This is a genomic window from Cyanobacterium sp., assembly GCF_054166785.1.
Window position 1 is genome coordinate 1 of sequence record NZ_JBSZCP010000016.1, and the last position, 12,689, is coordinate 12,689.

Here is a 12,689-nt window from a genome sequence, read left to right on the forward strand (position 1 = left end):
CTTGGATGGAAAGATGTAAAAATTTGGTCAAAAACTTTGAAAGAACCTTATTCAACTCCACCCAAAAAGTTAACTTATGTTTTATTCGATTACTTTTAAAAAGACTCACTGCTTCCTGAGATACCAAATGGGTTCTATAAAATTATTATTAATGCAGTTAAAATACGGATAACTAGATAGTAATTTAATTAACTTACAATTCAAAAAGGTAACAGAAAAATGGCTACTCAAGAAAAGATACTTAATCAACTTCAAATCCTAACTAATATCTCTCAAGAAGGTTCCTATAGTGATACCTTTATTTCTGCACTGAGAAACATTTTTTTAGCAGAAATTGACAATATTGAGCAACAAATTAAAGATATAAAGATTGATTTGAAAGCATTTGAACAACAATATAAAATGTCATCGGAGCAATTTTATGAACAATTTGAAAAAGGAATTTTAGGTGATGATATAGATTTTGTCGAATGGAAAGCATACTATCAAATGTGGCATTCATTGCACGAGAGATTAAATCTACTTCAATCTCAGTTATAAAAATGATTAGTCAAAATTATATTAATAAAATCAAGGAAATATTAAATACAAGTAAAATAATTGAGACAGTAGAAATAGTTAAAGAAAAAGCTATCCAAGATCAAGGTTATTTTAGAGCTAAGATTACACTGAAGAACGGAGATTTTCTGGAAGTCGCAGAGTTTTTTTAAATAGAGAATAAACAGTGTATATCAGTAGATTATCGCTATCAGTGGATGAATGTGAATAAAGAAAAGCTGATAAAAAGATGGGACAATGTTAAACATTTTCCTGATTTAGCTAATTTCCCGCATCATGTTCATATTAGTGATGAGTCTATAGTCAAACCAAGTAAATTGAGAAGTACCATAGAAATTATTAGCTTAATTGAACAAAAAATTTTAAAAAAGAATAATTAACTGCAATTATTGGAGAAGCAAAATAAAGCCTAAAAAATGTTATTAAATTGATTTTACTTGAGAATAAAAAGTTAACTTCATTCTTTCTGAATTAACCCACAAAATTAGAGTAATAGAATATATACTGGGTCATTCTTCAGCCAATGAATTTTGGCAAAAAAATCCTTGAAAATTTTGGATACTCAATCAGCAACAAAGCAAGTCAATCACCAATGTACGGTAAAATATAGGTTTGAGTAACATTGCAATTATAGTCATTACTTATATTAATGCCAACATTAACTACTAAAGATATAAATTTTCCTTTAACGGCAGTTATCGGACAACAAGCTATTAAAACAGCCCTACTTTTAGCAGCGGTTGACCCTACTTTGGGGGGAGTGGCGATCGCAGGTAAACGAGGTACAGCCAAATCGGTCATGGCAAGAGGTGTTCACTCCCTTTTACCCCCCATCGAAGTTATCAAAGGCAGTCGCTTTAACTGTAATCCCGATAACCGAGATGAATGGGATAACGAAACCCTTGAAAAATATGGTGATACCCCTAGGGAAGAAATTCCCACAGAAGTTATCGCTGCACCTTTTGTGCAAATTCCCCTCAATGCCACGGAAGATAGGCTTTTGGGTTCGGTGGATGTGGAAGAATCAGTTAAACAGGGTGAACCAATATTCCAACCGGGATTATTAGCCAAAGCCCATCGAGGGGTTTTATATATCGATGAATTGAACCTCCTTGATGAACAAATTGCCAACCAACTTTTGACGGTGTTAACCGATGGTAGAAACCAGATTGAAAGGGAGGGAATTAGTTTTTCTCACCCTTGTCGGCCCCTCTTGATTGCTACCTACAACCCCGAAGAAGGAGCATTACGGGAACATTTACTAGACCGCATTGCGATCGCCCTTAGTGCTGATGGGGTGTTAGCCCTCGATGAAAGAGTCCAAGCGGTAGATCAAGTGATCGATTATGCCTCCTCCCCCGTCAAATTTCTCCAGCAGTATGACGAAGATATGGATGCCCTACGCACGGAAATCATCTTAGCTAGGGAATGGATTAAGGAAGTAAGCATTAGTACCGAACAAGTTCAATATCTCGTCCAAGAAGCCATCCGAGGAGTAGTGGAAGGACATCGAGCGGAAATTTTTGCCGTGAGGGTAGCCATGGCTGCCGCCGCCCTTGAGGGGAGGAATAATGTCAGTGCTGATGATTTGCGTAAAGCCGTAGAGTTGGTCATCGTACCCCGCTCTACCATGATACAACAGCAACCCCCCGAAGATCAGATGCAACCCCCCCCACCACCACCACCGCCCCAATCTCAAGATCAAGGGGATGAAGGAGAGGAAGAACAAGATAATCAGGATGAGCAAGAAGAAGATAAACAAAATGAGGATAATCAGGACGAACAGGAAGCACCCCAAATACCCGAAGAATTTGTCTTTGATGTAGAAGGGGTAATCTTAGATCCCAGTGTGCTTTATTTTGCCCAACAGATGCAACGACAAGGAAAATCGGGCGCTCGTAATATGATCTTTTCCGACGATAGGGGGCGCTATATCAAACCCATGTTACCCAAGGGTAAAGTTACCCGCATTGCCGTAGATGCCACCCTCAGAGCCTCTGCACCCTACCAAAAAAGTCGCCGAGAACGCTATCCAGATCGCCGTGTCATCGTGGAACGGAGTGATTTGAGATCAAAACGTCTTGTGCGCAAAGCAGGGGCTTTAATCGTCTTTGTGGTGGATGCGTCAGGTTCTATGGCTCTCAATCGAATGCAGTCGGCAAAGGGTGCTGTAATGCGTCTTCTTACCGAAGCCTACGAAAATCGAGATCAGGTGGCTCTGATTCCCTTCCGAGGAGAACAGGCGGATGTATTGTTACCCCCTACCCGTTCTATTACCCTCGCTCGTTTACGCCTAGAAACCCTCCCCTGTGGCGGTGGTTCGCCCCTATCCCATGCCCTTACCCAAGCGGTTCATGTGGGGATGAATGCCCAAATGTCTGGGGATATTGGACAGGTGGTAATTGTTGCTATTACCGATGGACGGGGTAATATTCCCCTCGCTCGTTCTTTGGGGGATGAAATCCCTGAAGGGGAAAAGCCTGATATTAAGGCGGAGTTACTGGAAATTGCTGCCAAAATCCGAGGTGTGGGCATGAAGTTGTTGGTAATCGACACGGAGAAAAAATTTGTCTCCACTGGTTTCGGCAAGGAGTTGGCAAAAACCGCAGGGGGTACTTATTACCAATTACCTAAAGCAACGGATCAGGCGATTGCCAATATGGCTAAAGGTGCGATCGCACAGATGAAGTAGAAGTTATCTGGGGTAAGGTATGACCAAAATTCCTAATTTCCATCGAGCCATCATTGAGAAATCTAAAATAACTGACTATTTGTTGAATATTAATCATAAAAGGGGAAGTTCAAAAGCAAAAATGTTGCTTAACTATGGTTATTCTCCTGATAACTGGCAACAATTAGAGTTAGATATTCGTAAGTTTCATCTCAGTGCGGAAGTTTATATAATAAAAGAAACACCCTATGGCATAAGATACGAAATAATATCGGAAATACTTACCCCGATTAACAAAAAATTGTTATTAAAAAGTGTTTGGCAAATTGATCAAGGTTTAGAAATTCCTCGATTAATTACCATGATTCCTGAATAAAAATAGGAGGTTTTACATATTATGAATTTTCCCTTATATTCCGATGTAATTTTATTAAAAGATATTGTGGAAGATTGTTTATTTGCTGGTGATATTGGCACAGTGGTAGATGTACATAATGTGAATGATTTGGAAACGGGTTATAGTGTGGAGTTTTTTGATTTATTAGGAAATACAAGAGCCGTAGTAACTCTACCTATTAGTTATTTTCGTCAACCTACTAAGTCAGATATACCCACCATCAGGCTTGTAGCGGAAGTTGCTTAATTTTATTAGTTGATTTTTTTGTAACTAATTTAGTTTATACTGTCGCAAAATAACATCAGAAACTCAAGAAAAACTAGCAAATGAAGAATCAAATGTTCAGATAGAAAAAAGGTCTAGTAGTTCAATTTTTTTTTAAAATGTAAAAAAACTGATTTTTAAACAAACAACAATTATAAAAGAAGTTGACATAGAACTTGATGAATCTTCTTCTTGATTTGGTTGATCTATTTAAAGGTTCGAGCGCACCTATGATGTAATGTTAGTTTGATTAAAAGTGTAATCATTTTTTAGTATAAGAGTTTTGAGATAAGGTGCGATCGCACCTTATCTAAGTATTTTAAGAAGTTCTGAGAAAAGTCACGTATAATTAAGAAAAATAAAAGTTATTGGTCAAGATATGACAGTACAAGCTATTTATGAAAAAGGAATCTTGAAACTATCAGAAGATGTCAATATTAAAGATGGGACAAAAGTAAAAGTAATAATTCTTCCCCTAGATACTGAATTAGAAAAAAATTATCCTGTGCATATATTACAGGAGATTGCTCAACTGCCCTTAGAAGGAAAAACTAATGATTTTTCGGGAGTTGATCACGATTCTATTTTATACTCTTAAATAACATGATTTTCGTCGATACAGGGGCATGGTTTGCCAGTGTAGTGCCATCGGATAAACAACATAAAGAAGCTATTACATGGTTAAAAAATAATCAAGAATCTTTACTAACTACTGATTATGTAATCGATGAAACCTTGACTCTGTTAAGAGCAAGAGGGGAATTCAAAAGATCAATCGTTTTGGGAGAGGCTTTTTTCTCAGGAAAATTAGCACAAATTTATTATTTAACAGAAGAAGATGTACAATTAACATGGGAGGTTTTCTCTCGTTTTGCCGATAAGGAATGGAGTTTTACTGATTGTAGTAGTAAAGTGGTAATGGAAAAATTGGAAATAGAAAAAGCCTTTGCTTTCGATCATCATTTTACTCAGTTTGGTACAGTTAAAGTTGTTCCTTAATTTCCTTTAGGTTGGTTTTGGATTTTATTATACAAGCTAACCTAAACAAGTTTTTAGTGTAATGGTTTCGAGTTGAAAATGGTAAGCCCGTAATTGTCAATGATTATTAAGTTTTATTTTTGAATAAATCCATAAGGGCGATCGCACTTTGAGGGCGTTTAGTATAATCAAATTGAGTTAAAACATTAATAATTTCCACCAACCGAGAAGAAATACCAGCCTCCTCCAAACCCACAAAACGATTTAACACAGGATTAAAAAACTTAATGGGAGACTGACGAGTTAAAAGATAAATTAAAGTAGTACCCACCCCATAAAAATCCGACTGTATAAAAGATAAACCTTTTTTCTGCTCAGGAGAACCATAACCTGCCGTGGCGATGCGCGTACCCGGTTTTAGAGTAACCTCCTTTACCGCCCCAAAATCAATTAAAACTACTTCCTCTGGATGATGACGTAAAATCAAATTACTGGGCTTAATATCTCTATGAATAACAGGGCGAGGTAAATTATGTAAATAATCAAGAATTTTGGCTAACTGAAACATCCAGTCCACCGCCTCAGCTTCATTAACAGGGCTACGCTTTTGTAAACTCTCCCCATAAACCATCTCCATAATCAGGGAATAGTAATTTTTTGACGCAAAAAAATCATAAAAAAGAGGAATCCCCCCATGACTCAAACTCTTTAAAACCCTTGCTTCCCTCTGAAAAAGTTCCCTCGCCTTTGCCACCGAAGATAAATCAGAATCAATCTCCTTTAAAACACATAACTTTTCCATGGTGTAGTTATAAACCAAATAGGTGGTACTCATACCCCCCTCGGCCAATACCCTCAAAACCTCGTAGCGATTACCGCTCTCAGGATTAACTATAACGCCCTTTCCCTTAATTAAACGACCATCAAGACGACAAAAATTAATACAAGGAGGATTTGGGCGACAACAATCTACCATCTTAAAACAACTGCTTTAACTCAATTATGATCATATCTTACAAAATATTGCCCTCAGATTTTCTTCCCGTGAATATTTGTAAATGAAAAGCGCACATAACCGATATAGATAGCACACTAGAAAAAGAAGCGAATGGACACCCACACGGAGATAATTTTCTATGAAACTAGCTTACTGGATGTATGCTGGCCCCGCACACATCGGCACCCTACGAATTGCCAGTTCTTTTAAAAATGTTCATGCTATTATGCACGCACCCCTCGGAGACGATTATTTTAATGTAATGCGCTCCATGTTGGAAAGGGAAAGAAATTTTACCCCTGTTACTACCAGTGTAGTCGATCGCAACGTACTCGCTAGGGGTTCTCAGGAAAAAGTAATTGATAATATTGTCCGAAAAGACGAAGAAGAAAGCCCCGATTTAATTGTTCTAACCCCCACTTGTACCTCAAGCATCCTGCAAGAAGACTTAGAAAACTTCGTTAGTAGGGCGCAACTCAACTCAAAAGGCGATGTGATATTAGCTGATGTTAACCATTACCGTTATAACGAGTTACAGGCAGCCGATCGCACTTTAGCCCAAATCGTCAAATTCTACCTTAACAAAGCAGAAAAAAAAGGCACTGTTAATCGGGAAAAAACCCCTAACCCCTCCGTTAACATCATCGGTATTTCTACCCTCGGTTTCCATAACCACCATGACTGTCGAGAGTTGAAAAAATTGATGGCAGATTTAGGTATCGAAATCAATATGATTATCCCCGATAAAGCCAGTGTGGAAGACTTACAAAACTTGCCCCGTGCATGGTTTAACTTTATCCCTTACCGTGAATTAGGCTCTATTACCGCCGAACTTTTACAAAGGGAATACGAAATGCCCTATGTGGATGTAACCCCCATGGGAGTGGTGGAAACAGCCCGTTGCATCCGTGCCATCGCCAAGGTTATTAACCAACAGGGGGGGCGTGTAGATTATGAAGAATTTATCGAACATCAAACCATCGAAGTATCCGAAGCCGTGTGGTTTTCTCGCTCCATCGATTGTCAAAATTTGACGGGGAAAAAAGCCGTAGTTTTTGGAGATAATACCCACGCTGCCGCCATGACTAAAATTTTGGTGCGGGAAATGGGTATCGATGTGGTATTAGCAGGTACCTATTGTAAGTATGATGAGGCATGGTTTAGGAAAGAAGTTGAGCCATTTTGTGACAATATTCTTATCAGCGAAGATAATGGAGAAATAGCCGATGCGATCGCAAAATTAGAACCCTCCGCCATCTTCGGTACACAGATGGAACGCCATGTGGGTAAACGTTTGGGCATTCCTTGCGGTGTCATTGCTGCCCCCATCCACATTCAAAACTTCCCCATCGGTTACAAGCCTTTCTTGGGTTATGAAGGTACAAATCAAATTACCGATTTGGTCTATAATTCTTTTACCCTCGGGATGGAAGATCATCTTTTAGAAATATTTGGTGGTCATGATACCAAGGAAGTTATTACCAAAGGTATCTCTGCTGATTCTGATTTGAATTGGACAAAAGAAGCCCAAGCCGAATTAAATAAAGTACCGGGTTTTGTTCGTGGTAAGGTAAAACGCAATACCGAAAAGTTTGCCCGTGAAAGAAATTTTGACCAAATTACCCTTGAGGTGATGTACGCTGCCAAGGAATCCGTAGGGGCGTAAGCAATTGAAAATTTATAATTGATAGTTGATAATTACGGTAAATTGATATTAGTCATTGTATGGTAGGCAATGCTCACCCATCGGACTTGCTATTTATCGTAATGATTTTTTAAAATGAAGTTTGTTATAACCAATGATGATGGAATTGAAGCCGAGGGTATCAAAGCCCTCGCTAATACTGTGGAGGGTGATAAATATATTATTGCCCCTAACAAAGAGTATTCGGGCTGTGGACATCAAATTACTACCCGTCGAGGTATTGCCGTAGAAGATAGGGGAAATCAATCCTATCGGGTGGATGGTACTCCTGCCGATTGCGCCCGTTTGGCTATCCAAGCCTTTGCCCCTGATGCTGATTGGTTATTATCGGGTATCAATGCGGGGGGAAATTTAGGGGTAGATATGTACTTATCGGGTACGGTGGCAGCGGTGCGAGAAGCGACAATTTCAGGTTTAAAGGCGATCGCCCTTTCCCATTATATAAAAAGTCCTCAAAAAATTGATTGGCTTTTAGCAAGTAAATTAACAAAAAAAGTATTAGATTTATTATTAGTAAAAGAGCTACCAAAAGGGCATTTTTGGAATGTGAACTTACCCCATCTACCTTCCTACGAAATAGACACAGATATTGTATTTTGTCAACCTAGTAAACATCCCCTGCCATTAACCTTTAAAAAAGAAAATAATCTCTATTTTTATCAGGGTAACTACAGTAAAAGGGGAAAAGAAAAAGATAGCGATATTGATGTGTGTTTTTCTGGTAAAATTGCTATTAGTTTAGTAAAAGTTTAAGCATAAAAATGGGAGAAAATCAAACGGAAACGCAAACAAGAAAAGATGATCATATTCGTATCTGTTTAGACGAAAAAGTACAATGTGATAACATCTCCAATGGTTTAGAAAAATATCATTTTAACCATGTTTGTTTGCCTGAATTAGACTACCAAGAAATTGACATTAGTAGTCAGTTTTTAGGTAAAACCATCGATTCTCCCCTCCTCATCTCTTCCATGACAGGAGGCACTGCTAACGCTGAATTAATTAACAAAAGATTAGCCCAAACCGCCCAAAAATATAACCTTGCCATGGGTATCGGCTCCGGTCGTGTTATCATCGAAAAACCCGAAGTAGCCTCCACATTTAAAGTGCGATCGCACGCCCCCGATATATTATTATTTGCTAATATAGGCGCAGTACAACTAAACTACGGTTACGGCTATAGAGAATGCCTTGAATTAGTTAAAATTCTTGAAGCCGATGCCCTCATTTTGCACATTAACCCCCTCCAAGAATGTATTCAACCCCAAGGGGATACCAACTTTAAAGACTTATTAAATAAAATTGCGAACCTGTGCGAAAATTTACCCATCCCCGTCATTGCCAAGGAAGTAGGTAACGGTATTTCCGTTGATATGGCGGAAACATTAATTAATGTGGGGGTAAAATCCATCGATGTAGCAGGGGCAGGAGGCACATCTTGGGCAATGGTAGAAAGTGAAAGGGCAGATAATCCTTTACAAAGACAACTAGGCAAAACCTTTGCTAATTGGGGTATTCCTACCGCCGATTGTGTTAAAGATATTACCCAAAAATATCCTGATATTCCCCTTATCGCCTCTGGGGGTATTCGTAACGGCTTAGAAGTGGCAAAATTAATTGCCCTTGGGGCAGACTTGGTGGGTTTAGCTTATCCTTTTCTCAAGTCAGCCATGGAATCCACTGAATCCCTCGATTTTTTAGTAAATTTATTGAATGCGGAAATTAAAACAACCCTTTTTTGTACGGGAAATAAAAATTTATCTGACTTAGGCAAACATTTAAAATATTGGGCAAGATAATTTCTTTTCAACCGTTAATCAAAATCAAATAATCATTAATTTTTGTTTATTTTCATAATTTGATTTTTTTCATCAAACTACGATGATAGTTTCTTCTTGAAATTGTCTGTGGTCGTTTAGTTGCCAACAATATAAGTCTTTTATCTGCTTTTCCACCACTGACATAATTATATAGGAATATTCTTGCCATGCGATCGCCCTGTCAAACTCAGAAGGAATGGCAGGATGATTAGGATGGGAATGATAAATGCCGATAATATCCAGATTTTCCCTTCTAACTTCCTGTTGTATTTTTAACATAGTTTTAGGGGCGATCGCAAAGTTTTCCTCCATGCCATAATCAGGTTTATCCATTAACTCTTTCAATAAATCCTTTTGATTTTCCCAATCATTAGCCACAGGAATAACCCTAATAACTAATGTAGTTTCCTTATCTTTTCTGCCTATCAATAAACCACAACATTCATAGGGATAATGTAAAACCCCTTCTTTTTTGATTAACTCTAAATCATTTCTTTTTATCTGGATCATCCTAACTTATTTCTCGCTCAAAAATTTTACTAATTTCACCATCTCGATAAGGAGTAATACCATATTCTAAAGGAGAAAAAGAAACCTTACTCCTAGCCCCCATAGAAGAAAATCTAACTAATAAATTGCCATTATTATCTATTCCTAATATTAACCCTTCTAAATCCCCATACCTTACACCCTTTTCCCTATGAATTAAATACTTATTATAATTATTAATTAAAATATCAACTCCTCCTTCCCCATAAGAAGTATATCCATTAAAAATACCTTGTACCGTCATTTTCAATAACTCATCATAGGAATTAATCATAGAAATATTATTACTTTTTAAATAACTATCAAGACTAATACCACTATCCACATTAAGCTCATTTTTCCAATTAATTCCCACTCCCATAACTACATTTTTAATGGTTTCATTTCGACTACGAACTTCCGATAAAATACCCCCTACTTTTTTATTCTCCAAAAAGAGGTCATTTAACCACTTAATTTGAATAGGTATTCCATATTTATTTAACTCCTCAGTAATACCCACTCCACAAAAAAGAGTTAAATGGTTGATATTACTAAAAATCATCTCAGAAGATAAAACCACCGTTAAATATAACCCCCCCAAAGAAGAATGCCAATGATTTCCCCTCTGCCCTTTCCCAGCGGTTTGTTGTTTTGCCACTACGACAAAAGGAGTCTGAATATTTTCTTGACACAATTCCCATGCTTTAACATTCGTTGAAGTTAAAATATCATAGACGTAACATACAATATCATTACAAGGTAAAGAGTTAATGTGACAAGATAACTCGATAATAATTTTTTCCATGAAAAACAAATCAACTTATTTCTATGTCCATCGAATCAGATAATATATCCTCCCGTACAGTGTATTCCCTAGATAGTTACTTACAGTTGATATACATAAGTTTATCATCCTTAGAAATAGAACACAAATTAACTACTTTTCCCAAAAACAAAACTGATCTAAATTTTGTAATTACATCTATTATCAAAATACTCAAAAAAAATGATGAACTAATTCATCGGGCAGTCTCTCTTTGGGAACAAATAGAAGTATCTGAAAATCAAGAATATTATGGCATAGTAAAAAAATATTTTGATAGTTTTAATCAACTAATAAGAGATAATGATAAACTTAATCTTAACTTAGAAGAAACAGATAAATTAATTATTGCCCCAAAAATATTAACAGATTTATTATTCTATAGTAGTATATCTGGGGAAAGGTTATTAAGGGATAAATTAGAATTATTATTTAACGCAAATATTAACCCAGAGGAAAGTAATGAAGTTTAAAAATTTAGGTATAGTCTTAGTGAGTGCCTCATCGGAAGAGGAAGCCCATCAAATAGCATCTACATTAATTGAGTCTGACTTGGCGGCTTGCGTTACTTTCTCCCCTGTAACAGCGGTTTATCACTGGGAAGATAAGCTCAATTGTGATGAGGAATGGCAATTAGTCATTAAAACTGATTTAACCAAATTTGATGAACTTGTTAAGGTGATTCAAGAAATACATTCCTATGAGATTCCAGAAATCATTGCTTTACCCATCGTGAAAGGCTCATCTCGTTATCTAAATTGGATGATGGAAGAATTGACAATGGAGAAGGAATAACTAATAATTCGAGTTGTTTGTTTTCTTTGCTTAAGTCAATTTATTGTTTATAAGATTTTTTTGAGGTTCGATAGGGAATTTTTATGGGTTATATTATCAGCACGGTAAATATGAAGGGAGGGGTAGGTAAAACTACTTTAACGGTTAATTTAGCCACTTGTTTAGCTAAAAATTTCAACAAAAAAGTATTGGTTTTAGATTTAGATTCTCAAATTAGTGCAACCCTTAGTCTTTTAGCCCCCCAAGAGTTTAGTAAGTTACGCAAAAAAAGAAAGACTTTAGCTTATTTAATAGATAATATTATTCAACCTAATCCCTATGCAAAGTTAACCATTGAAGATATTATTACTGATTCTATTTGTGGTTTAAAAAATTTATCTCTTTTACCGGGGGATATAGAGTTATATGATGAGTTTTTAGTGTCAGAAATGATGCACCAAAAATCGGTAAGTTCTGGAAATACTGATAATTTTGATGAGGTATGGAATAATTTTGAGCGGTTATTAATAGACAAAATTGTTCGCCCGATCGCCCCTAATTATGATTATATTATTATGGACTGCGCACCAGGTTATAATCTATTGACCAAAAGTGCGATCGCCTCTAGTGACTTTTACTTATTACCGGCAAGACCTGAACCCCTTTCCCTAGTTGGTATACAACTCCTAGAAAGAAGGGTAAGAAACCTCAAAAAAGTTCACGCTAAAACGAATCCCCTTAAATTAGATCTACTGGGTATAGTGTTTATATTATCAGAGGGAGGACTTTTTGGACGCTACGATCGCTATTATTCCCAGGTAAAAAGGAGGGTTGAGCGAGACTTTAGCCCAGAAAAAATGTTTCCCACCGATATTCCCATGGATGTCAACGTGGCAAAATCCTTGGATATGTTTATGCCTGTGGTGATGTCTGCCCCTAGTTGCAATGCCTCGAAGGCTTTTAATAAATTAACAGAAGAATTTTTACAAAAAATTACCAACCTTGAAACTATGACGAATCAGAAAACCACTGATTAACGGTACTTAAACAGAAAAGTAAGGTAAACTAATAATAAAAGTAGACAGAGTGACAACATTAGGTCATTATGAAAGAAACAACGTCTTCGTCCATGCCACCATGTTTTAATCGTTGGTGTGAAAAATTCGACCCA

Annotated in this window: 17 protein-coding genes; 14 read left to right on the top strand and 3 right to left on the bottom strand. The window is 37.0% G+C overall.

Going from position 1 to position 12,689, the window contains the following annotated elements:
* Positions 1 to 219 precede the first annotated feature (219 nt).
* The 8 genes from ACXITR_RS02110 to ACXITR_RS02145 all read left to right on the top strand — a co-directional run bounded on the left by ACXITR_RS02110 (position 220) and on the right by ACXITR_RS02145 (position 4,889).
* The gene (locus ACXITR_RS02110; protein WP_457995582.1) at positions 220 to 540 is read left to right on the top strand and encodes a hypothetical protein; all 321 of its coding nucleotides are present in this window, start codon (positions 220 to 222) and stop codon (positions 538 to 540) included.
* Positions 541 to 542: 2 nt separating this feature from the next.
* A complete protein-coding gene (locus ACXITR_RS02115; RefSeq protein WP_457995583.1) occupies positions 543 to 710 on the top strand; it encodes a hypothetical protein in 168 nt (55 codons plus the stop codon).
* 18 nt (positions 711 to 728) lie between these two features.
* On the top strand, positions 729 to 938 hold the full coding sequence (locus ACXITR_RS02120; RefSeq protein ID WP_457995598.1) for a toxin-antitoxin system TumE family protein: 210 nt from the start codon (positions 729 to 731) through the stop codon (positions 936 to 938).
* Between the two features lie 269 nt (positions 939 to 1,207).
* Complete coding sequence (gene bchD, locus ACXITR_RS02125; protein ID WP_457995584.1) at positions 1,208 to 3,250, top strand: magnesium chelatase ATPase subunit D; 2,043 nt, start codon at positions 1,208 to 1,210, stop codon at positions 3,248 to 3,250.
* A 19-nt stretch (positions 3,251 to 3,269) separates the two neighbouring features.
* Positions 3,270 to 3,605: a DUF6883 domain-containing protein gene (locus ACXITR_RS02130; protein ID WP_457995585.1), complete on the top strand. Its 336-nt coding sequence runs from the start codon at positions 3,270 to 3,272 to the stop codon at positions 3,603 to 3,605.
* A 21-nt stretch (positions 3,606 to 3,626) separates the two neighbouring features.
* Complete coding sequence (locus tag ACXITR_RS02135) at positions 3,627 to 3,872, top strand: DUF4926 domain-containing protein (protein WP_457995586.1); 246 nt, start codon at positions 3,627 to 3,629, stop codon at positions 3,870 to 3,872.
* Between the two features lie 397 nt (positions 3,873 to 4,269).
* Entirely contained in the window at positions 4,270 to 4,488 is a 219-nt protein-coding gene (locus tag ACXITR_RS02140; RefSeq protein ID WP_457995587.1) for an antitoxin family protein, read from the top strand.
* A gap of 5 nt (positions 4,489 to 4,493) precedes the next feature.
* Positions 4,494 to 4,889, top strand: coding sequence for a type II toxin-antitoxin system VapC family toxin (locus ACXITR_RS02145; protein WP_457995588.1), 396 nt, complete (start codon positions 4,494 to 4,496; stop codon positions 4,887 to 4,889).
* A 106-nt stretch (positions 4,890 to 4,995) separates the two neighbouring features.
* Here the strand turns inward: ACXITR_RS02145 and ACXITR_RS02150 are convergent, their stop codons facing one another.
* The gene (locus tag ACXITR_RS02150) at positions 4,996 to 5,844 is read right to left on the bottom strand and encodes a serine/threonine protein kinase (protein ID WP_457995589.1); all 849 of its coding nucleotides are present in this window, start codon (positions 5,842 to 5,844) and stop codon (positions 4,996 to 4,998) included.
* A gap of 160 nt (positions 5,845 to 6,004) precedes the next feature.
* Between ACXITR_RS02150 and bchB the strand changes: the two genes are divergently transcribed.
* From bchB to fni, 3 genes are all read left to right on the top strand, one after another.
* On the top strand, positions 6,005 to 7,531 hold the full coding sequence (gene bchB, locus ACXITR_RS02155; RefSeq protein WP_457995590.1) for a ferredoxin:protochlorophyllide reductase (ATP-dependent) subunit B: 1,527 nt from the start codon (positions 6,005 to 6,007) through the stop codon (positions 7,529 to 7,531).
* A 114-nt stretch (positions 7,532 to 7,645) separates the two neighbouring features.
* Entirely contained in the window at positions 7,646 to 8,323 is a 678-nt protein-coding gene (surE, locus tag ACXITR_RS02160; RefSeq protein ID WP_457995591.1) for a 5'/3'-nucleotidase SurE, read from the top strand.
* 8 nt (positions 8,324 to 8,331) lie between these two features.
* On the top strand, positions 8,332 to 9,369 hold the full coding sequence (gene fni / locus ACXITR_RS02165) for a type 2 isopentenyl-diphosphate Delta-isomerase (protein ID WP_457995592.1): 1,038 nt from the start codon (positions 8,332 to 8,334) through the stop codon (positions 9,367 to 9,369).
* A 72-nt stretch (positions 9,370 to 9,441) separates the two neighbouring features.
* On the opposite strand, the gene ACXITR_RS02170 is transcribed toward fni, so the two are convergent.
* Both ACXITR_RS02170 and ACXITR_RS02175 read right to left on the bottom strand, forming a co-directional pair.
* Positions 9,442 to 9,900, bottom strand: a complete 459-nt coding sequence (locus tag ACXITR_RS02170; protein WP_457995593.1) for a Mov34/MPN/PAD-1 family protein — start codon at positions 9,898 to 9,900, stop codon at positions 9,442 to 9,444.
* Between the two features lies 1 nt (position 9,901).
* Positions 9,902 to 10,726 carry a biotin--[acetyl-CoA-carboxylase] ligase gene (locus ACXITR_RS02175; RefSeq protein WP_457995594.1) on the bottom strand — a complete coding sequence of 275 codons (825 nt, stop codon included), beginning with the start codon at positions 10,724 to 10,726 and terminating at the stop codon, positions 9,902 to 9,904.
* 23 nt (positions 10,727 to 10,749) lie between these two features.
* Between ACXITR_RS02175 and ACXITR_RS02180 the strand changes: the two genes are divergently transcribed.
* From ACXITR_RS02180 to ACXITR_RS02190, 3 genes are all read left to right on the top strand, one after another.
* On the top strand, positions 10,750 to 11,217 hold the full coding sequence (locus ACXITR_RS02180) for a DUF3038 domain-containing protein (protein ID WP_457995595.1): 468 nt from the start codon (positions 10,750 to 10,752) through the stop codon (positions 11,215 to 11,217).
* Complete coding sequence (gene cutA / locus ACXITR_RS02185; RefSeq protein ID WP_457995596.1) at positions 11,207 to 11,539, top strand: divalent-cation tolerance protein CutA; 333 nt, start codon at positions 11,207 to 11,209, stop codon at positions 11,537 to 11,539. Before ACXITR_RS02180 ends, cutA begins: the two co-directional genes overlap by 11 nt.
* 83 nt (positions 11,540 to 11,622) lie before the next feature.
* Positions 11,623 to 12,555: a ParA family protein gene (locus ACXITR_RS02190; protein WP_457995597.1), complete on the top strand. Its 933-nt coding sequence runs from the start codon at positions 11,623 to 11,625 to the stop codon at positions 12,553 to 12,555.
* Positions 12,556 to 12,689 lie beyond the last annotated feature (134 nt).